At 66.2% G+C, this 18,977-nt stretch carries 17 protein-coding genes and 1 pseudogene; 2 read left to right on the top strand and 16 right to left on the bottom strand.

Annotated elements, in window-relative coordinates:
- The 9 genes from VDP82_RS03510 to rpmI form a co-directional block, all read right to left on the bottom strand.
- Window positions 1-164, bottom strand: a 164-nt coding sequence (locus tag VDP82_RS03510) for a thioredoxin family protein (RefSeq protein ID WP_323013453.1), incomplete at its 3' end; no start/stop codon positions are given.
- Window positions 165-244: 80 nt separating this feature from the next.
- Entirely contained in the window at window positions 245-3,673 is a 3,429-nt protein-coding gene (addA, locus tag VDP82_RS03505) for a double-strand break repair helicase AddA (RefSeq protein WP_323013452.1), read from the bottom strand.
- Window positions 3,670-6,690 carry a double-strand break repair protein AddB gene (addB, locus tag VDP82_RS03500; protein WP_323013451.1) on the bottom strand — a complete coding sequence of 1,007 codons (3,021 nt, stop codon included), beginning with the start codon at window positions 6,688-6,690 and terminating at the stop codon, window positions 3,670-3,672. Before addB ends, addA begins: the two co-directional genes overlap by 4 nt.
- Window positions 6,687-7,379, bottom strand: coding sequence for a nucleotidyltransferase family protein (locus VDP82_RS03495; protein ID WP_323013450.1), 693 nt, complete (start codon window positions 7,377-7,379; stop codon window positions 6,687-6,689). Before VDP82_RS03495 ends, addB begins: the two co-directional genes overlap by 4 nt.
- A 59-nt stretch (window positions 7,380-7,438) precedes the next feature.
- The gene (gene pheT, locus VDP82_RS03490; RefSeq protein WP_323013449.1) at window positions 7,439-9,859 is read right to left on the bottom strand and encodes a phenylalanine--tRNA ligase subunit beta; all 2,421 of its coding nucleotides are present in this window, start codon (window positions 9,857-9,859) and stop codon (window positions 7,439-7,441) included.
- 12 nt (window positions 9,860-9,871) lie between these two features.
- Complete coding sequence (locus tag VDP82_RS03485) at window positions 9,872-10,504, bottom strand: DNA polymerase III subunit epsilon (RefSeq protein ID WP_323013448.1); 633 nt, start codon at window positions 10,502-10,504, stop codon at window positions 9,872-9,874.
- 6 nt (window positions 10,505-10,510) lie between these two features.
- Complete coding sequence (gene pheS / locus VDP82_RS03480; RefSeq protein WP_323013447.1) at window positions 10,511-11,641, bottom strand: phenylalanine--tRNA ligase subunit alpha; 1,131 nt, start codon at window positions 11,639-11,641, stop codon at window positions 10,511-10,513.
- A gap of 111 nt (window positions 11,642-11,752) precedes the next feature.
- The gene (gene rplT / locus VDP82_RS03475; protein ID WP_323013446.1) at window positions 11,753-12,154 is read right to left on the bottom strand and encodes a 50S ribosomal protein L20; all 402 of its coding nucleotides are present in this window, start codon (window positions 12,152-12,154) and stop codon (window positions 11,753-11,755) included.
- A gap of 20 nt (window positions 12,155-12,174) precedes the next feature.
- On the bottom strand, window positions 12,175-12,375 hold the full coding sequence (gene rpmI, locus VDP82_RS03470) for a 50S ribosomal protein L35 (protein ID WP_046105910.1): 201 nt from the start codon (window positions 12,373-12,375) through the stop codon (window positions 12,175-12,177).
- A gap of 258 nt (window positions 12,376-12,633) precedes the next feature.
- On the opposite strand from rpmI, the gene VDP82_RS03465 reads away from it, so the two are divergent.
- Window positions 12,634-13,053, top strand: a complete 420-nt coding sequence (locus VDP82_RS03465) for an Hsp20 family protein (protein WP_323013445.1) — start codon at window positions 12,634-12,636, stop codon at window positions 13,051-13,053.
- Between the two features lie 15 nt (window positions 13,054-13,068).
- Window positions 13,069-13,356, top strand: a complete 288-nt coding sequence (locus VDP82_RS03460) for a DUF1150 family protein (RefSeq protein ID WP_323013444.1) — start codon at window positions 13,069-13,071, stop codon at window positions 13,354-13,356.
- Window positions 13,357-13,404: 48 nt separating this feature from the next.
- Here the strand turns inward: VDP82_RS03460 and ptsN are convergent, their stop codons facing one another.
- The 7 genes and pseudogenes from ptsN to VDP82_RS03425 all read right to left on the bottom strand — a co-directional run bounded on the left by ptsN (window position 13,405) and on the right by VDP82_RS03425 (window position 18,800).
- Window positions 13,405-13,872 carry a PTS IIA-like nitrogen regulatory protein PtsN gene (gene ptsN / locus VDP82_RS03455; RefSeq protein WP_323013443.1) on the bottom strand — a complete coding sequence of 156 codons (468 nt, stop codon included), beginning with the start codon at window positions 13,870-13,872 and terminating at the stop codon, window positions 13,405-13,407.
- Between the two features lie 48 nt (window positions 13,873-13,920).
- Window positions 13,921-14,496 (bottom strand): HPF/RaiA family ribosome-associated protein, encoded by a 576-nt coding sequence (locus VDP82_RS03450; protein WP_323013442.1) that lies wholly within the window; start codon window positions 14,494-14,496, stop codon window positions 13,921-13,923.
- Window positions 14,497-14,727: 231 nt separating this feature from the next.
- The gene (gene rpoN / locus VDP82_RS03445) at window positions 14,728-16,227 is read right to left on the bottom strand and encodes an RNA polymerase factor sigma-54 (protein WP_323013441.1); all 1,500 of its coding nucleotides are present in this window, start codon (window positions 16,225-16,227) and stop codon (window positions 14,728-14,730) included.
- A 93-nt stretch (window positions 16,228-16,320) separates the two neighbouring features.
- Window positions 16,321-17,124: pseudogene (gene lptB, locus VDP82_RS03440) on the bottom strand (LPS export ABC transporter ATP-binding protein); the annotation flags it as partial.
- Window positions 17,076-17,498, bottom strand: coding sequence for an LptA/OstA family protein (locus VDP82_RS03435; RefSeq protein ID WP_416347070.1), 423 nt, complete (start codon window positions 17,496-17,498; stop codon window positions 17,076-17,078). The pseudogene lptB and the gene VDP82_RS03435, both read right to left, overlap by 49 nt.
- A gap of 26 nt (window positions 17,499-17,524) precedes the next feature.
- Complete coding sequence (gene lptC, locus VDP82_RS03430; protein WP_323013439.1) at window positions 17,525-18,169, bottom strand: LPS export ABC transporter periplasmic protein LptC; 645 nt, start codon at window positions 18,167-18,169, stop codon at window positions 17,525-17,527.
- 16 nt (window positions 18,170-18,185) lie between these two features.
- Window positions 18,186-18,800 carry a ribonuclease D gene (locus VDP82_RS03425; RefSeq protein ID WP_323013438.1) on the bottom strand — a complete coding sequence of 205 codons (615 nt, stop codon included), beginning with the start codon at window positions 18,798-18,800 and terminating at the stop codon, window positions 18,186-18,188.
- Window positions 18,801-18,977: the final 177 nt, after the last annotated feature.

Below are 18,977 nucleotides of genomic sequence, written 5' to 3'. Positions count from 1 at the left end.
TTGACGATCTTGACCTTGCCGGCCATTTCGCTTGCCAGCTCGTCGAGCACGGGGGCGATCGCGCGGCAGGGCCCGCACCATTCCGCCCAGAAATCCACGAGAACGGGTTCCTTGGAATTGAGGACTTCCTCGCCGAAGGTGGCATCGGAAACGTGAGTGGTCATGGTGTATTGCCTTTGGATTGAAAAGCGGCGGCCTGTTTGCTCCCAAAGTTGGGAAGAGTCTAGCCCGGGTGCAAGCCCTGCTACCGCAAGATGAAGCCCTGCCTTGCCGCCACCAGCAGGTCCGGCGGCAGAAACATCAATGATTCCAGCTCTGTCCACAAAATGGCAGCGCGCACATCCTGCCCCGGGAACAGCTGACTTGCAACCAATGCATATAAACCGAGCTGGGTGAGATAGTTCCCCGTCACATCTTCCGGCCGCGCCGGCACAGACATGTCGGATTTATAGTCGACCACCACCACACCCGAATCGTCAATGACCAGACGGTCCATCCGCCCGGCCAGGCGAATATCTTCCCCATCCCGCCGCGCATCGAGCAGGAACGGCACCTCGGGGCGGCTGTTGGGGCCAAAAAATCCCGCCAGTTCCGGCCGCCTGAGGATGGAGAGAGCCTTGGCATGGAGCCTGTCGTGGCTGGCGGGCGCGTCGGGCAGCAGCGAAACCAGAGCCTTGCGGCCCACCTCGGCGCGCAGGGACGGTTCCATGCCGCCCAGGTGCTGGAGCAGGGCGTGTAAGGCAATACCCTCGCGGCGGGCGCTGTCGGCGTCGCGCACCTGCTCTGTCAGGCTGTCCAGCGCGGCCAGCGGCGCCGCGCCGCGATGCACCGAGGAGGGGGTGAGGATGGGCTGCTGCGCGGGGGCGGGAACCGGGGCCAGCTCCAGCGGCGCCAATGCGGCCACGGCGCTTTGCGTATCGCCGACCAAGGGTGAGGGAGCGGCGCGCTCGCGCGGATAGACCAGCGCCACCTCCTCTCCCTCCGTGCCGCTCAGGCTTTCGCCATGGGGGCGCAGCGCTGTTTCTATGGCTTCATACCATGTGCCGGAAAGCTGCTTCTGCGCCTCGGCGCCCGGCGTCAGCGCCCCGGTGACATAGAGCTCGTCCTCGGCCCGGGTCATGCCGACATAGAGCCGCCGCCAATATTCGGCGAAGATGTTGTCGTCGATCCTTTGCTTGATCGGCAGGGTGGGTTCCAGATGCCCCGCCTGCCCGCTGGCATGGACCAGCAGGGGACCGGGCGCATCGGGCAGCACATAGACCGGCTTGCCCACCATTTGCGGCCGAGGCTTCGTCGCGGCATCGGCCAGGATGACGATGGGCGCTTCCAAACCCTTGGCGCCATGGACGGTCATCACCCGCACCCCGCCGCCGCTTTCGGGCAGGTCGCGCTTGATGCTGCCCTGGCGCTGGCGCATGGCGACCAGAAAGCCTTGCAGGGAGGGCTGGCTGGTCTGCTCGTGGTCCAGCGCCAGGGCCAGAAGCTCGGCCAGCACGTCGTCCACCTCCATTCCCAGCCGGGCGTGGAAGCGCTTGAGCCCACCCTCGGCGTAAAGCACCTGGGCGAGAAATTCATAGGGCCGCTCGAAATCGAGTTCACCCCGCCAGCGCGCCAGCCTTTCATGCGCGGCGACGCAGCTCGCCACTTCGCAACGGGAGAGGGCCTGCCAGAGCGTCTCACCCTTTCCGCGCGGCTGGGCCAGGGCCAGAAGGTCATCCTCGTCGATATCGAATAGCGGCGAGCGCAGCAGGGCTGCCAGTTGCAGATCGTCCGCCGGGTTGAGCAGCACATCGCAGAGCGCCAGCATGTCCATGACGGCGATATGGCTGGTGACGCCCAGCCGGTCCGCGCCCGGCGTCGGCAGCCGCAGCGCCCGGAAGATTTCGTTGAACAGCGCCCCGCGCGATTGCACCAGGATCAGCACGTCATCGGCGCTCACCGCCCTTCCCCGGCCGGTGAGCGGGCGCCGGCTGCCGATCCAGGCGCCGATTTCGGCGGCGATGCGCTCGGCCACCTGGCGCGGCGCGGTCTTTTCGGTTTCGAGCGCCGTGGTGGGCCAGGCGCCATCGGCTGGCGCGCCTGCCGGCTGCTGCAGGGGCGGCCACAGGGTGACGCTGCCCCCCGTCATGGTGCGGGCGGTGTCGTGATGCACCGGCTCGGCCTCGAGCAGCGCCGCCTGGATGGCGGGGTTCGAGGCGACGAGATCCACCGCCTTGAGGATTTCGGGCAGGGTGCGGAAGCTGGTATGGAGCGGTACCCGGCTGAAGGGTTTTTCCGCCGCCGCCGATTTGTTTGCATAATCGCGTCCAGTGCTGCCGAACAGTTCCGGCTGTGCCCCCTGGAACGAATAGATCGACTGCTTCTGGTCGCCCACCGCAAACAGCGAGCGCGGGCGGACCACCGCCCCGGCGCCGGTGAAATATTCGGCCGTGATCGCCTCGACCACCCGCCACTGGGCGAGATTGGTGTCTTGGCTTTCATCCACCAGGATATGATCGATCCCTGCATCGAGCTTGTAGCGCACCCATTCGCCCGCCGCCGAGCGGGTGAACAGATCGGCCAGCCGTTCGATGAGGTCGTCGAAATCCAGTTTGGAGCGGGCGCGCTTGCTCGCCTCGTAGCGCCGGGCGATGGCCGCGACGATATCGAGGACGGCGTGGCTGCGGGCCACCAGCTCGGCCGCCGACAATTCCGCATTGAGCCGCGCCACCCGCTCCTGTTCATCCAAAAGCAGGGGCAGAAGATCGGGGCGCTGTTTCTGCTGGGCAGCATTGAGCAGGCTGGCGCGCGGTCCCTTGTCGGTGAAGAAAAGCCCGCGCAATTGAGCGGCCGAAACCGGCCCGGGCAGGCAGCGGGCCAGCATGTCCACGAACCGCGCCCCTCGCGTCTTGCCGGCGTCGCCGCCGAAAAGCGAAACCATCTCGCCCATCAGGGCTGGCGTCAGCAGGCTCTCGGCTTCGAGCTCGGCGGCGATGGTTCCCGCATCGCGCCCGCCCAGCCCCACCAGCTTTTCAAGATTGGCCTTGGCGCTGTCTGGATCGGCGATCACCGATTTGAGCTTGCGCCCATCCTCCATGGCGGCGTCGATGGCGCTGCGGATCTGCTCGTCGCTCAGCGTCTCGAACAGGGTTTCGACCGCTCCCTCAAGGCCGATCCCTTCGGCCAGCACGCTTTCGCGCGCCGCCAGCAGCATGGCCGCGCGCTCGTCGTCCTCGATGACGGCGAAGTCGTAGGGCACGCCGGCCTCGAGCGGAAAGCGGTGCAGCACCGCCTCGCAAAAGGCGTGGATGGTGAGGATGCGCAAGCCGCCCGGCGTTTCCAGCGCGCGTGCGAAAAGCGTGCGCGCCCGCTCGCGCAGTTCACGCCGGGGGGCGGGGCCTTCGATTTTGCCGAGCGCGTCCTCGAGCGCGTCCTCGTCCATGACCGCCCATTCGGCCAGTTCCCTGGCCACGCGACGGCGCATTTCGGCGGCGGCGGCCTTGGTATAGGTGAGGCAGAGAATGGATTCGGGGGCGACGCCGGCCAGCAGCAGCCGCAAGACGCGCCGCGTCAGCACATGGGTCTTGCCGGAACCGGCATTGGCCGACACCCAGATCGACCAGGCGGGGTCGGCCGCCCGCGCCGGGTTGCGCAGCGTGTCGCCGGGAATGGAAAGCGCGCCCCGCCCGCTCATGCCTCGCCCTCCTCGCCGTCATTGGCGGTCCATTCGGCAATGCGCGCCAGATGGTCGTAGGTTCCGGCAAAGCGCTGGCCGGCCAGCGGCAGAAGGCGGGACGGCATGGGCGTCTCGCGCATCAGAAAATGCTCGACATGGGCCTGCATGCGGCGGGAAATCTCATCGGCGGCGCTCATGATGTCGTGCCCCTCCGCCGGGATGAAGGGCCGGGGAATGAAGGCGCCCGGTCCCAGGCCCACCTTGATATAGGTGAGGGCCGAAGTTTCGGCAGGGGCCAGCCCCGACAGTCCGGCGGCCCTGGCCATCTGAGCCTCAAGCAGCAATTGGGGCACCTGGAAAGCCTGCATGGCCGCCTTGGCCGGCGGCGATCCGGTCTTGAAGTCGAGAATTTCCAGCGTGCCGTCGCGCAATTCGTCCACCCGGTCGGCGCGCCCGCGCAAGGTGAAGGGCTCTTTCAGATGCAACCGCCATTCGCCGTCGATTTCGGCATGGCGCCGGCTGACCCTGTCATCGCGCGTCCGTTCGAAATCGAGGAATTGCCGCGCCGCCGTCTCGAAGCGCCGCAGCCAGATGTCGCGGCGTTCGCCAATGGCTTCCAGGCCGGCGAATTTTTCCCGTGCCAGGGCCCGCAGCTGTTCCAGCGCGCCAGATGCCGTCACCTCGTGCCCGGCCTCGATGAAAGCAGAGAAGATGGCATGGACGATGGTGCCGCGCTCGCGCGCATCGGGGGCTTCGCCCAAGGGGTCGAGCGGACGCAGGCGCAGCACATGCTTGGCATAGATATCATAGGGCGAGCGCATCAGCGTTTCGATTTCGGTGACGCTGAGGGCGCGCGGCCGCTGATGGGCCGGCGGATTGGGCAGGGGCCGGGCGGCGGGGGCGACAGCCGCCACCGCATCGATCCGCCGCGCCGCCACGATCCAGGCCTGCCCCCTTGCTTCCCAGCCCGCCACCGCCTCCCTGCCGGCAAAGGCCTCCAGCCGCTGGAGCAGCCGCGAGGGCGTTGCCGGGCTGGTGCCGACGCGCTCGGCATAGCTCACGATGACGCGGGCATTGCCCAGCCCCTGCGCGAAGTCGTGCGCGGCCAGCCCCTGCCGCCGCTCGGGCGGCTCGAGGCCGGCCTCGAGCCTCATGCCCCGGCTGAGCCAGGGACCGGGATCGGCCGCCTCGGGCCATTTGTCCTCATTGAGGCCGGAAAGGATCATCAGGTCGCGGTGTTGCAGGCGCGCTTCCAGCTGCCCCCAGATAGCAATGTCGTCGCGCCGCTCGTCCCGCGTGCGGGTCTGGAAGCCCGCCATCAGCGCCGCCAGCACGCTGTCGAGCCCCGTGGGCGCAAAGCTGTGGCCTTCCGCTGAAAGCCCCTCCAGTTCACGCGCCCAATCGGCCAGCTCGCTCCGCCCGGGCAGGTCGGTCCCGTCGATGATTTTTTCCAGAGCGTCCATCAGGCCACCCGCCAGCAGGCTGGCGGTGATGGCGGGCGCGGCGAGCAATTGGCGGAGCGGGGCCAGGGCCCCTTCGATCCGCTCGAACAGATTGGCGATGTCGCGCCCCTCTTCGGGGCTGAGCCGGCGGGCGGGATAGGGTGTCGTGCCATCGACATTGGCGCCAAGCAGGGTATGCAGCCCCCCCAGTCCCGGATTGGGCCGCTGCCCGCGCAGCAGGCCAAGTTCGATGAGGTCGGTCAGCCGCGCAATATCCGCCCGCTCCAGTCCGAAGCGGCAGGCGCGGTTGCGCAGCAGCGCCATCAGGTTCACCGGGGCATGGTCGCTATCGGCCAGTGCCAGGATTTCCCGCAGCATGCGTCCCGCCGCCGACTGGAACAGCGGCGCGCCCGCCGCATCGTCGATGACGACGGCAAAGCGGCGCAATTCGGCGGCGATGCGCCGGGCCAGGTTCCGGTCCGGTGTGACGATGCCGACGCTGTGCCCTTCGCTCAGCGCCTGGCGCGCCGCCAGCGCCACCGCCCGCGCCTCCTCGTCTTCATGGCGGGCCCGGATGATGGACAGACCCTTGCCCGCGTCCGCCAGCATGTCCGCGGGCAGCCGGTTCTCCGCCCAGAGCGCGGTATCCCCGGTCAGCGCCAGGGCCCGGTTGACCAACACGCTGCGCGGCGCGGGGCCCGGCGCCAGTTCGGTCACCGCGCTCATCGATGCGCCAAGCCGGCGCAGCAATAGCGCCAGCCCATATTGGGGATGGCCATGGGGCGCGTTGTCGGGGTCGAGCAGGGCCGCGTGGCCATCTTCATCCAGGCTGCAATCGAGCCCCGGCAGCACCACCGCGCCGCGCGGCAGGGCATTGATGGCGGCCAGCAGGCGCGCCGTCGCGGGAATGGAGCCGGTGGAGCCGGCGGCGATCACCGGCCTGTCGCCATAGGCAAGGGGCGCGGCCAAGGCCTGGCGGTCGAGGCGTTGGCGGCGCAATTCGGCCGGGTCGGCGCGGTCGGCCTCGTGCAGATGGGCGGGCCAGTATTCGAGCGCAATGTCGAGAAAGCGCAATGTCTGCTGCCAGTATTCCCCCAGATCGGCGGCCAGCTCGCCGGCAATGGCGCGGATATCGGCGGCGCTGCGCTCCTCGGTCAGCAGGTCGTCGATGAGCCGCCCAAGCGACTCGGCCATGGACAGGATTTCCCCCGCCGTGGGCGGGCTGGAAAAGGCCTGCTGCCCGGCCGGCGATTGTGCCCAGGCCGCCACCAGGCGCGACAGCACCAGCCGCCTTTCCAGCCCGCTGGCGGCAGGCTTGAGCAGGGGCGCGTCATAGGGCGGCAGGAATGGTTCCTCGTCCTCGGCCTCTCCGCCGAAGGTGCGGATATCGGGCAGCCAGCCGCGATTGCCTGGGTGGCGCGAAAAGGCGTCGGCCAGCGCCAGCCGCGCGCGCCGGGTCGGCACTACGATGGTGACGTCGCTCAGCCAGAAGCCCTGGCTCCGGTCCCACCCGTTCAACAGCGTGCCATCCATCACCCTTTGCGCGAGCAGCGGCAGGAATGGCTCATGGGGAGGGATGGAAAAAAGGGTCATGCGCCCAGCAGCTTTTCGGTTGCCGCCAGCGCCTTGGGATCGCCGACATGGAACCAGGGCGCGTCCAGCACCGTACCATGGAGTTCATCGCGCTCCCGCGCCGTCTCGAAGAGATCGGTCAGGGCGAAGGCGCCGTCGGGCGTGCCGGCGAAAAGCGATTTGCCCACAAGCGCCACCCCGGCATAGATCACCGGTGCGCCGTAATCATAGGTAATGCGACCATCGGGGGCGAGGCAGAAATCGTGGCTGCGGCCAAAGCCGGTGGCATGGCGCGGGTGAACGCAGAGCAGCACCACCTCGTTTCCGCCCTGGTAGCGGGCCAGCATGCGCGCCAGCGGCGTATCGGCGCCCGGCAACCAGAAGGCGTCGGTATTCATCACCAGAATAGGGTCGGAATGCAGCATGGGCAGGGCTTGTTTCACCCCGCCGCCCGTGCCCAGCAAGTGCTCCTCGCGGCTGACCTTGAGCAGGCCTCCGAAATGGGCCAGCAACTGATCGGCGCGATAATGGGCATTGGCGACGAAGCGCTTGGCGCCTTCGGCTTGGGCGCTGGCCATGACCCGTTCGATCAGGGGCACACCGGCGACGGGAACCAGCGGCTTGGGCAGGGTTTCGGTCAGCGGCCGCAGCCGCGTGCCCAGGCCCGCCGCCAGCAGCATCACATCGGGGAATCGGCTTTCTTGGTTCATGCCCCGATATGACCGGCAAGCCGGGCGGGAGGCAAGCGCGGCCTCCCGCCCATTTGCTTTCAGGTGCGCAGAACGCCGCCGCTGGTCTTGATCACGGCGGCGATGATGGCGGCGGAGACCTTGTCGATCTCCTCGTCGGTCAGCGTCCGTTCCTGCGGTTGCAGGGTGACGGCAATGGCAAGCGACTTCTTGCCTTCCCCGACATGGGGCCCCTCGAAGACGTCGAAGACGGTGACGTCGCTGATGAGCGTCTTGTCGGCTCCGCGCGCCGCCCGCAGCACCGCGCCGGCGCTGACCGCCCTGTCGACGACGAAGGCGAAGTCGCGCGTCACCGGCATCAAGGCCGAGAGGTTCAGGGCGGGCTTGGTGCGGGTCGGCTTGCGGCGGGGCTCGGGCAGGGCATCCAGGTCCAGCTCGAAAGCGGCGACCGGCCCCTCGATGTCCAGCTCGGCTGCCCAGGCGGGATGCAACTCGCCGAACCAGGCAATGGTCTTGGGGCCCTGCGCCAGGCGCCCGCCCCGACCCGGATGGCTCCAGGGCGCCGGCTCGGCCAGCACCTGCATCTTGTCGATATCATAGCCGAGTGCATCGAGCGCGGCGGCCAGGTCCGCCTTGGCGTCGAAGACGCCCACCGGCTTTTCCTTGCCCGACCAGTGCCGCCCCGCCCCGTTGGGGCCGGCGGTGCCGGTGCGGATGGCGGTGGCATGGGTATGTTGGCCTTCCGGCCGGTCGGACAGGAACACCTGCCCCACCTCGAACAGCGCCAGGTCGGGGAAACCGCGATTGGCATTGCGCCGCGCCGCTGCGAGCAGGCCCGGCAGCAGCGAGGGGCGCATATCGGTCATGTCGGCGGCAATGGCATTGGCCAATTGCCGGTCCTCGGTGCCGCCGCCGAAGCGGGTGGCTTCCTCATGGCTGATGAAGCTCCAGGTCACCGCCTCGTCCAGCCCGCGTGCCGCCAGCGCCCGGCGGGCGATGCGGCGGCGGTTCTGGATGGTGGTCAGCATGCGCGGGGCGACGTGGTTGAGGCGCGGCAGGGGTTCGCGCGGCACCTTGTCCACGCCCACCATGCGCATCACTTCCTCGACGAGGTCGGCCTTCTGCGTCACGTCCGGCCGCCAGCTCGGCACCTTGACGGAGCGCACCGGCCCGCTGCCGGAGACGTCAAATCCCAGCCGGCCCAGAATGGCGGTGATCTCGGCCTCGCCAACATCGAGCCCGGTGAGGCGCCGGACTTCGGAGAGCGGGAAATCCACTGTCGTATTGGGGAAGACATCCTCGCCTGAAAATACCGGCTCCAGCGGTTCGCCGCCGCACAGCTCCAGCACCAGGCGCGTTGCCAGCTCCAGCCCCGGATCGGTCAATGCCGGATCGACATTGCGCTCCAGCCGATAGCGGGCATCCGAGACGATGCCGGTCTTGCGCCCGGTGCGGGCGATGAGCTCGGCGTCCCAGCTGGCGCATTCCATGAACACATTGACGGTGTCCTCGACCACGCCCGAGCGAATGCCGCCCATGACGCCGCCCAGGCAGAGCGGGCCGGCGTCGTCGGCGATCACCGTCATGGTCTGGTCCAGAACATAGACCTTGTTGTCCAGCGCATCGAAGGCCTCGCCGCGCGCCGGGCGCAGCACCGGCTGGCCGACGATCTTGTCGGCGTCATAGGCATGCAGAGGCCGGCCCCAGCCAAGCGAGACCAAGTTGGTGATATCGACGATGGCATTGATCGGGCGCAGCCCGACGGCGCGCAGGCGCTGTTGCAGCCAATCGGGGGAGGGGCCGTTCTTGACGCCCCGGATATAGCGGCCACCGAAGCGGCGAATGGCCTTGGGTTCGCCCGGCCCGAACTGATGCGGCAGCGCGGCGATGGGGCTCGCCCCTTTGGAGGGAACGGGCGTCATATCGGTGTGCTTCAGCGTGCCCAGCCCATAGGCGGCCAGATCGCGCGCCACGCCATAGACGCCGGTGGCGTCGCCCCGGTTGGGGGTGATGGAAATATCGAAGACCACGCCATTGATGCCGGCATAGTCGACATATTTTGCGCCCACCGGCGCATCGTCGGGCAGGCTGATGATGCCGTCATGGTCGTTGCTGAGTTCGAGCTCCGCGGCCGAGCACAACATGCCGTTCGAAGCGGCGCCGCGAATGGTGACGCCGGCCTTCAATTCGAAATCCTTGCCCGGAATATAGGTGCCGGGAAAGGCGAAGACGCTTTTCATGCCGGTCTTGCAATTGGGCGCGCCACAGACGACGTCGATCAACTCCCCCGTGCCGGCATCCACCTTGCAGATATTGAGGTGGTCCGAATTGGGGTGGGCCCTGGCCTCCACCACATGGGCGACGACGAATTTTTCGAGTGCCTTGCCCTGATCCTCGACGCCTTCCACTTCCAGCCCGATGGCGGTCAGCGCCAGGCTGATCTCATCGGCCGAAGCGGTGGTGTCGAGATGCTCCTTGAGCCAGTCGAGGGTGAACTTCATTTCTCTAGCACCTTATCGGAAATCGCTTTTGCTGCCGGCGATGGGCGGCAATTCACGGGACATCTTCATCAGTTCGACAAGCACATTGGCAAAGCCGCGCGCGTCGTCGATAGCCTTGTGGGTATGGGGGATGTGACCATAGAATTCGGCCGGCAGCTTGCTCATGCCCCAGTCGAGATAGGGCGCGCCGCGCAGGGTCCCGGCCATGGTGTAAAGGCACACGCCCCCGCCGCGGAAAATCTGCCGCCCCGTGAACGGGCCGGACAACACGCGCGTGCCGGCATATTCATCGAGATAGTGGTCCATCCACAACCCGTCGAACATGATCGGCGCGGCCGCGAACACCTTATGGCCGGGCAGGCTGTCCACCCAGTCGGCGAAGCGCGGCATGACCGTTGCGGGATCTTCCGCCCCGGTGGTCGCCGCTTTCCAGGCCTCGGGCTGGCTCGCCCACCATTCCATGGTAGTCTCATGGCTTGTGCGGTCGGGACGAGGCTTGAGAACCGTCTCGAACTCGCCATGGCGCGTGCCATCCGCCTCGATGGCCACCGAAGCGAAACTCAGCATGGAATGATGCAGCGGCGTCGGCCCGTCCGCTTCGATGTCGGTGACGATGAAGATGGGGCCGGGCTGGGTGTCAGTCATGACCGGTCAGCTCGAAAGCCCCCCGAACAGGGTCGGCAGGTCGAGCGGGCGGAAGCCGTAATGGGCGATCCAGCGCTGGTCGGCGTCGAAAAAGGCGCGCAGGTCGGGCATGCCGTATTTCAGCATGGCGATGCGGTCGATGCCGATGCCCCAGGCAAAGCCCTGATAGACATCGGGGTCGAGCCCGGCATTGGCGATGACATTGGGGTGGACCATGCCGCAGCCCAGGATCTCCAGCCAGTCCTTGCCCTCGCCGATCTTCACCTCCGAGCCCGAGCGGTCGCATTGCACGTCCACTTCCATGCTCGGCTCGGTGAAGGGGAAGAAGCTGGGGCGGAAGCGCAGCGTGACATTGGGCACTTCGAAGAAGGCCTTGAGGAATTCCTCCAGCACCCAGCGCAGCTGCCCGATATGGCTCGACTTGTCGATCACCAGTCCCTCGACCTGGTGGAACATCGGGGTATGGGTCTGGTCGCTGTCATTGCGATAGGTACGACCGGGCATGACCACGCGGATCGGCGGGTCCATGGGCGGGGTGAGATAGCTCGCCGCCGGCTTCGCATCGGTCTTTTGCATCACCCGTATCTGCACCGGCGAGGTATGGGTGCGCAGCACCTTCTTCACCCCGTCCGGGCCTGGCTTCATGAAGAAGGTGTCGTGCATTTCGCGCGCCGGATGTCCTTCGGGGAAATTGAGCGCGGTGAAATTGTAATAATCGGTCTCGATATCGGGCCCTTCGGCGATGGAAAAGCCCATATCCGAGAAGATGGCGGTGATCTCGTCAATGGTCTGGCTGATGGGGTGGATGCGCCCCCGCGCCGTCGGTGCCGGTTGCAGCGGCAGGGTGATATCCAGCGTTTCGGCCTTGAGCCGGGCCTCCAGCGCCGCGGATTTGAGCGCGGCAATCTTGTCGACGATCTTGGCGGCTATGTCGTCCCGCAACGCATTAATCAATGCGCCATTATAAGACCGTTCCTCTGGCGGCATCTTGCCCAGCGTCGACAGAAGCGCTGAAATCGGGCTTTTCTTGCCGAGAGCCGAAATCCGAATCTCGTCCATCGCCCTTGTATCTGTGGCATTCTCGATGGCGGCGGAAAGTTCGATGCGCAGGGCTTCGATCTGGGCTTGTAAGGACATCGTAATTCTCAACTCGGACAATGTGGCGCGTTAGACCAAAACAAAACGCCCCGCGCCAGCCTCGAAAAGGCGGCGCAAGGCGCGAATTGACCTCAGCCAGGCTGGGGAGTGTTAGGCGGTGACGCGCTCGTGGGTCGTCTTTTCGACGGCCTCGAGGTAAGCCAGCGCGGCCTTGGCCTTTTCGACCAGCACGCCGAACGCTTCGGGCTGGGTGATCGCCAGATCGCTCAGCACCTTGCGGTCGACGGCAACCTCAGCCTTGCTGAGGCCGTCGATAAATCGGCCATAGGTCAGCCCGTGATCGCGCACGGCGGCGTTGATGCGCTGGATCCACAGGGCGCGGAAATTGCGCTTCTTGACGCGGCGGTCGCGATAGGCGTACTGGCCGGCCTTCTCCACCGCCTGCTTGGCGATGCGGATGGTGGATTTGCGACGGCCGTAATAGCCCTCGGCGGCCTTGAGAACCTTCTTGTGGCGGGCGTGAGCGGTAACGCCTCTCTTAACGCGTGACATGTGTCAGCTTCCCTTCAGCGTTAGCGGTTGTACGGCATGTACCACTTGACCAGACCCTCGTCGCCCTTGGACAGGATCTTGGTGCCGCGGTTGGTGCGGATGTACTTGGCATTGTGGCTGATGAGGCGGTGGCGCTTGCCGGCGACGCCGGCCTTCACCTTGCCCGTGGCGGTGAAGCTGAACCGCTTCTTGGCGCCGGACTTGGTCTTCATTTTGGGCATTTTGCGGGTCCTTTGGAGTCTATTGGATGGATTTGAGGCCCATCGCATTCAAGAACCGCCACGGCATGCCTTTTGGCCGGGCGGTTCGGAGGATGCGGCTCTATAGGAGGAAAGCGCTGGGATGGCAAGTCCTCTTGCCCCCGGGCCCAGCCTTGAAGGCAGGGGCCCGATCGCCCATATCTGCGTCATGGCGCGCGATGCCGAGATTTGCAACGGGTCCCGCGCCGATACGTTGCTTGACTATCAAGGACGGCTTTCATGTCGCGTGTTTCGTTGTTTTCCGCCCCGTTCCTGCTCGGCTTCGACAGTTTCGAAGAACGGGTGGATCGTCTGGCCAAATCGGCCGATGGCTATCCGCCCTACAATATCGAACGCAGCCTCGATGAGGCAGGCACCGAGCATTTCCTCATCTCCATCGCTGTGGCCGGCTTTGCCGCCAGCGAGCTCGAGGTGGTGAGCGAGGACAACCAGATCGTGGTGCGCGGGCGCCAGAAGGACGATGCCAGCAGGCAGTTCCTGCATCGCGGTATCGCCGCACGCCAGTTCCAGCGCGCCTTTCTTCTGGCCGACGGCATGATGGTCAAGGATGCAAGCCTGGGCCATGGTATGCTGGTGATTGCCATCGAGCGGCCGCAGGCTGTCAAGACGGCCAGGCGCATCGACATTCGCTCATTGTGAGGAAAGGATCGGGACATGTTTGAAAAACGCAACGACCCCGCCGCTTCCGCCGCGCCGGTCCACCCGCTGAAACTGCTGACCAGGGCTGAGTTCGCCGCGTTGGGGGGCGACGCCGTCGCCTTCATCCGCGCGCTGGATGGCGCCAGCCTTTCGCAACTGGTGCACGATTCGCGCTTCGAGGACGAAGTCGAATACCACCTCGTCATGTCCGCCGACGGCACGCCGCTGATGGTCGCTGATACCCAGGAGGCGGTGTTCGACTGGCTGAGCGAGCAGACACTGGGCCTGGCGACCCTTCACTGATGCAAAACCCCGGAGCCGAGCCCCGGGGTCTCATCTGCCAGCGGCCTTTCAGGCGGCGTAGTCCGCGGTCGCCTGCGCCGTGAAGATCTCCCGCAATTGTTCGGGCGTCTCGGCTTGGCGCAACTCGTCGACCACGCTTTCGGTGCGCAGCAGCCGGGCCACGCGCGACAGCGCCTTGAGATGCTCGGCGCCGGCGCCGGCAGGCGCCAGCAGCATCACCACGATATCGACGGGCTGGTCATCGACGGAATCGAAATCGATCGGATGGTCGAGCCGGGCAACCAGAGCGGTCACCTGGCTCAATCCGGCGATCTTGCCATGAGGAATGGCAATGCCATTGCCCAGCCCGGTCGAGCCGAGTTCTTCCCGGCTGACGATGGCGTCGAGGATTTCAGCACTGTTGTGCCCGGTCAGTTCCGCAGCACGTTCGGCAAGTTCTTCAAACAACTGGCGTTTTGTCTTCACGTCCGTGCAGCAAAGCACGGCCCGTTCAGCCAGGATTTCGGCCAATTCCATAAATTTTGCCTTGAGATAGACTCGCTTTGATTGTGGCTCGGGCGCCGCTCAATTGGCGCCCAGGGCCGGATCGATCCAGCCAATATTGCCGTCGGAGCGGCGATAAACCACATTCAGGCCTCCATGTCCAGCGTGACGGAACATCACCACCTGCGAACCGCTGAGGTCGAGCTCCATCACAGCCTCCTCGACGCTCATTTCGCGCAGGTCGCGTGTGGTCTCTGCAATAACCGGGGGGGCATAGTCTTCATCCAGCTCGTCCAGCCCGTCGGCGGCGCCCAGAACCGTATATTGCGCCGTCAGCGTGCTGTCTTCTCCGCTTACCGGGCGGCGGCCTTTCTTGAGCTTGCGGTTATACCGGCGCAGGCGCTTTTCGATATTGAGCGCCATCACCTCATAGGCGCTGGTGGCATCGCCACCCTGGGCGCTGGCCTGAAGCGTGGCGCCGGAATCGAGATGGACCACGCAATCGGCGCGAAAGCCGATTCCATCGGGGCTGAGGGTGAGATGTCCGTCATAGCCGCCATCGAAATACTTGCCGACTACGCTGGCGAAATGATCCTGCGCCTTGCCGCGCAGCGCATCGCCAACATCCATGTTCTTTCCCGAAACGCGCAAAGTCATGGCTTCCTCTTCCTTGTGTCGTTTGGTCCGACCGAGGATCCCGAAAGCCGGCTCCCGGTTTTTCGGGATCACGTCCGTCGCCTGCCCCCTTGATGTGGGAAGCAGCACGCCCAAATGCTAGCCCCGCCCCTGCCGGTGGGCAATGCGCAACTGCCCGGTCGGGGGCCGATTATCCCTTGGACTTTGCCGCCCGGCCCGATTAGCCTTCGCGCTGTCGATGCGAAGCGGCCCTCAAAGGGCTTGTGCCAGGCCCTTTTTCTGCCGGCGGCGGATGACCGAGGAAGGGATGTTCATGCCCTCGCGGTATTTGGCCACGGTGCGGCGGGCGATATCGATCCCCTGCTCCTTCTTCAGCAACGCGGCGATGGTATCGTCCGACAGGATGTCATTGGCCGGCTCGGCCTCGATGAGCTGGCGGATGCGATGGCGCACCGCCTCGGCCGAATGCTCCTCTCCCCCGTCGCTGGCGGCGATGGCGGTGGTAAAGAAATATTTCATCTCGTAGAGCCCGCGCGGCGTCGCCATATATTTGCTGGTGGTGACGCGGCTGACGGTCGATTCGTGCATGTCGATGACCTCGGCCACCATGCGCAGCGTCATCGGCTTGAGATGGGCGATGCCATGGGTGAGAAAGCCATCCTGCTGGCGCACGATTTCGGCCGCGACCTTCACAATGGTCTGCGCCCGCTGGTCCAGGCTCCGTGCCAGCCAGTTGGCATTGGCCAGGCAATCGGAGAGAAATGCCTTTTCCTTGGCATCGCGCGCCTTGCCGCTGACGGATGTGTAATAGCTGCGATCGACCAGGACGCGCGGCAAAACGTCGGTGTTGAGTTCGATCCGCCAGGCCCCGTCCGGTCCCTGCCGCACGAAGACATCGGGCACCACCGCCTCCACCGGCCCGCTATCGAAAGCCAGGCCCGGCCGGGGATCGAGCTGGCGCAATTCGGCCAGCATGTCGGCCAGGTCTTCGCGATCGCACCCCACTGCGCGCAGCAGGCCCGCCATGTCATGGGCGGCAAGCAGGTCGAGATGATCGAGCAGGCGCGCCATGATCGGGTCGAGCCGGTCGCGTTCGCGCAACTGGATGGCGAGGCATTCGCGTACCGAACGGGCAAAGACCCCGACCGGATCGCATCCTTGCAAGGCCCCGAGCACCGCCTCGACATCGGCAAGATCGGCCCCCAGCTGCTCGGCAATGGCCTCGATCCCGGTGGCGAGATAGCCCGCCTCGTCGAGACCGTCGATGAGGTGATGGGCGATCAGCCGGTCGGCGGCGTGGCGCAGCAGCATGTTGGCCTGGGCGCGCAGATGATCGCCGAGCAGGGGCCGGGCGGCCACGAACTGGTCCAGATCCGGCGCTTCCGCGCCGCTGCTCCCGGCCTCGATCCGGGACGAGGGGACCAGCCGGTCCTGTGCGCCCTGGTCGGGAAACACGTTGTCGACGGCGGTGTCGAGGCTGTCGGCGATGGAGCCGGCGTCCTGGATGCGCTCGCCATGGGCAACGGTGTCCTCATAGGCGCTGAGCTCGGCGGGCGGCTCGGGCAATTCGACCGGCTCGCCCTCTGCGCCACCATCCTCGCGCTCGAGCAGGGGATTGCGCAGCAATTCGGCGTCGATGAAGGCGTTGAGCTCGATATGGCTCAATTGCAGCAGCCGAATCGACTGCATCAATTGCGGCGTCAGCGTCAGGCTCTGGGCCTGCCGAAATTCCAGACGCGGCGTCAGGGCCATCCAACTCAGACCTTTGCGAAAATGGCGGTTCGGGAGGGGACCATGCCTGATTTGGCGCGGCCCAGCAAGTTTCATGCCAAAGACGGGAAAGGCTCAAAAGGCGAAATTCTCGCCCAGATAGACGCGGCGGGCGTCGGGATCGGCGCTGATGGTTTCGGGCCGGCCCTGGATCATCACCTTGCCGCCATGGATGACATAGGCCCGATCCACCAGGCCCAGGGTTTCGCGCACCGCGTGGTCGGTGATGAGCACGCCGATGCCGCGCCGGGTCAATTGGCGCACCAGCCCCTTGACCTCGTTGACGGCGATGGGGTCGACGCCGGCAAAGGGCTCGTCCAGCAGCATGAAGGCCGGATCGGCCGCCAGCGCCCGGGCGATCTCGACGCGGCGGCGCTCGCCGCCCGACAGGGCCAGCGCATTGGCCTCGGCCAGGTGCTGGATGGAAAATTCCTCCAGCAGCGCCGCCAGACGCGCCCGGCGCTCGGCCCGGTTGGGAATATGGTTTTCCAGCACCGCCAGGATATTGCCCGAGACGGTGAGGCCGCGAAAGATCGAGGGCTCCTGCGGCAGATAGCCGATGCCCAATTGCCCGCGCTGGAACAGCGGCAGGCGGGTGATGACATGGCCATCCAGGCTGATGGAGCCGGCATCGGGCTTGACTAGCCCCATGATCATGGTGAAGACCGTGGTCTTGCCGGCGCCATTGGGCCCGAGCAGCCCCACCGCCTCGCCCCGCCGCACGGCGATGGAGACGTCGCGCACCACCACGCGTTTGCCGAAGCTCTTGGCCAGGCCATGGGCCACCAGCCAGCCGGTCTGGTCGATGCGCGGTTTTGTGCCGGTGTCGCTCATTGCGAGGTGAAGACCCCGGTGACGCGCCCCGGGCTGCCGGCGCTGGTGAAGGTGGAGACGTTGGTGGCCAGGTTGACCATCAGCTCGCCCGCCGCCACCGTGCCGCTGGCATTGACCACCTGCACATTGCCGGTGAGGCGCAGCATCTGGTCGGCCGGAGTGAAGACCGCTTTTTCCCCCGTCGCCGTCTGCTCCTCGGTTTCGAGCCGCACCGCCCCGGTGGCGACGAAGCTTTCGATATCGGTGGCCCCGCCCGCCCCATAGACGGCCACCACCCTGTCGGCCCAGACCTTCACGCTGGGATGGATGACCACGACATTGCCGGTGAACACGGCATTATGGCTGGTCTCGTCGACGGTGAAGAGATCGGAGGTGATCTCCACCTTCTGCTGGCCCAGGGCGGGCGCGGCCAGGGCCATCAGCACGAGAAGGGGCAGCAGGCGCTTCATTGCGGTTCCTTTTCGGCTCCGGGCGTTTCGGGCAGGGTGACGCTGGCGCGGGTGAAAGTCCAGATCATCGCCTGCACGTCATAGCGCAGGCCCCCCGCCACCAGATGGCTGCCATCGGCATAGTCGATGACCACCGGCCCGTTGCCCATGAGGATCTGGGCCTGGTAATCGAAGACGGAATTCTCGATGCGCGCGCGCGTTCCCTCCGAATCCTCGATATGGGCCACCCCGGCGATTTCCACCGCCTCGGTGGCGATGTCGAGCACGGCGGCCTCGGCCGTCACCAGCGTGGTGACGCCGCTGGGCCGCACCGTGGTCAGCCGGGCCCTGTCGAGATGGATGCGGTTGGATGCCTCGGTGCTGGCCTGGGCCGCGCTGGCCTCGACGTGATAGGTGGTGCCGTCATCCAGGAGCCCGGTATATTCGGGCGCTTCCACCAGGACGCTGTCGCGGGTGACGGAAATCTGGCCGATGCCGAACCGCCCGCCCAGGCTGGACAGATAAAGCTGGCCCATCAGGCCCGCCAGCACCAGCGCCCCCATGGCCGGCACGGCGACGCGCAGCACCGACACCACCCGGTTGCGGGCTTCCAGGCCCCGATAGATGCGGCTGCGCCGATCGGCGTCGGCCTGCAGGTCCATGGCGTTCTCCGGCGCGTCAGCTATGGGCGAAGATATCGGTTTCCTGCCAGCCCATCAGGTCCAGTGCGCAGCGGGTCTTGAGAAAATCGAAGCAGGACTGGGCCAGTTCCATGCGGTTTTCGCGCTTGAGCATGCGATCCAGATGGCGCTTGAGATCGTGCAGGTAAAGCACGTCGGAAGCGGCATAGTCGAGCTGAGCGTCGCTGAGCTTTTCCGCCCCCCAATCCGAGCTTTGCTGCTGCTTGGACAGATCCACGCCCAGCAGTTCGCGCGCCAGGTCCTTGAGCCCGTGCCGGTCGGTATAGGTGCGTACGAGGCGCGAAGCGATCTTGGTGCAATAGACCGGGCCGGTGACGACGCCGAAGCGGTGCTGGAGCGCGGCGACATCGAAGCGGGCATAGTGGAAGATCTTGGTGCGGGCCGGATCGGCCAGCAGCGCGGTGAGATTGGGCGCCGCGCCGGCGTCCTGGGCGATCTGCACCAGGTCGGCGCTGCCATCGCCGGGGGAAAGCTGCACCACGCAGAGCCGGTCGCGCAGCGGGTTGAGCCCCATGGTCTCGGTGTCGATCGCCACCTCCCGGCCATAGCGGGAAAGGTCGGGCAGGTCGCCGCGGTGCAGTCTGATGGTCATGGCGTTCGGATCCAGAAAAAGCCTGCCGTTCTGATGACACAGCATAAGGGCATTGGGAAGGCGGCAAAGGCACGTGCCGGAGCGCCGCCGGGCCGTTCTGGCTTGCGGTTTCACGGTGGGATGCGGCTTCCGCCCCGATTGGTAGACGAATAGAAGAGGCGAAAGCCGCTTCCCACG

Origin of the sequence: Devosia sp. (genome assembly GCF_034675085.1) — a bacterium.
Classification (GTDB): Bacteria; Pseudomonadota; Alphaproteobacteria; order Rhizobiales; family Devosiaceae; genus Devosia.
This window is presented reverse-complemented; position numbering and strand designations above follow the sequence as displayed.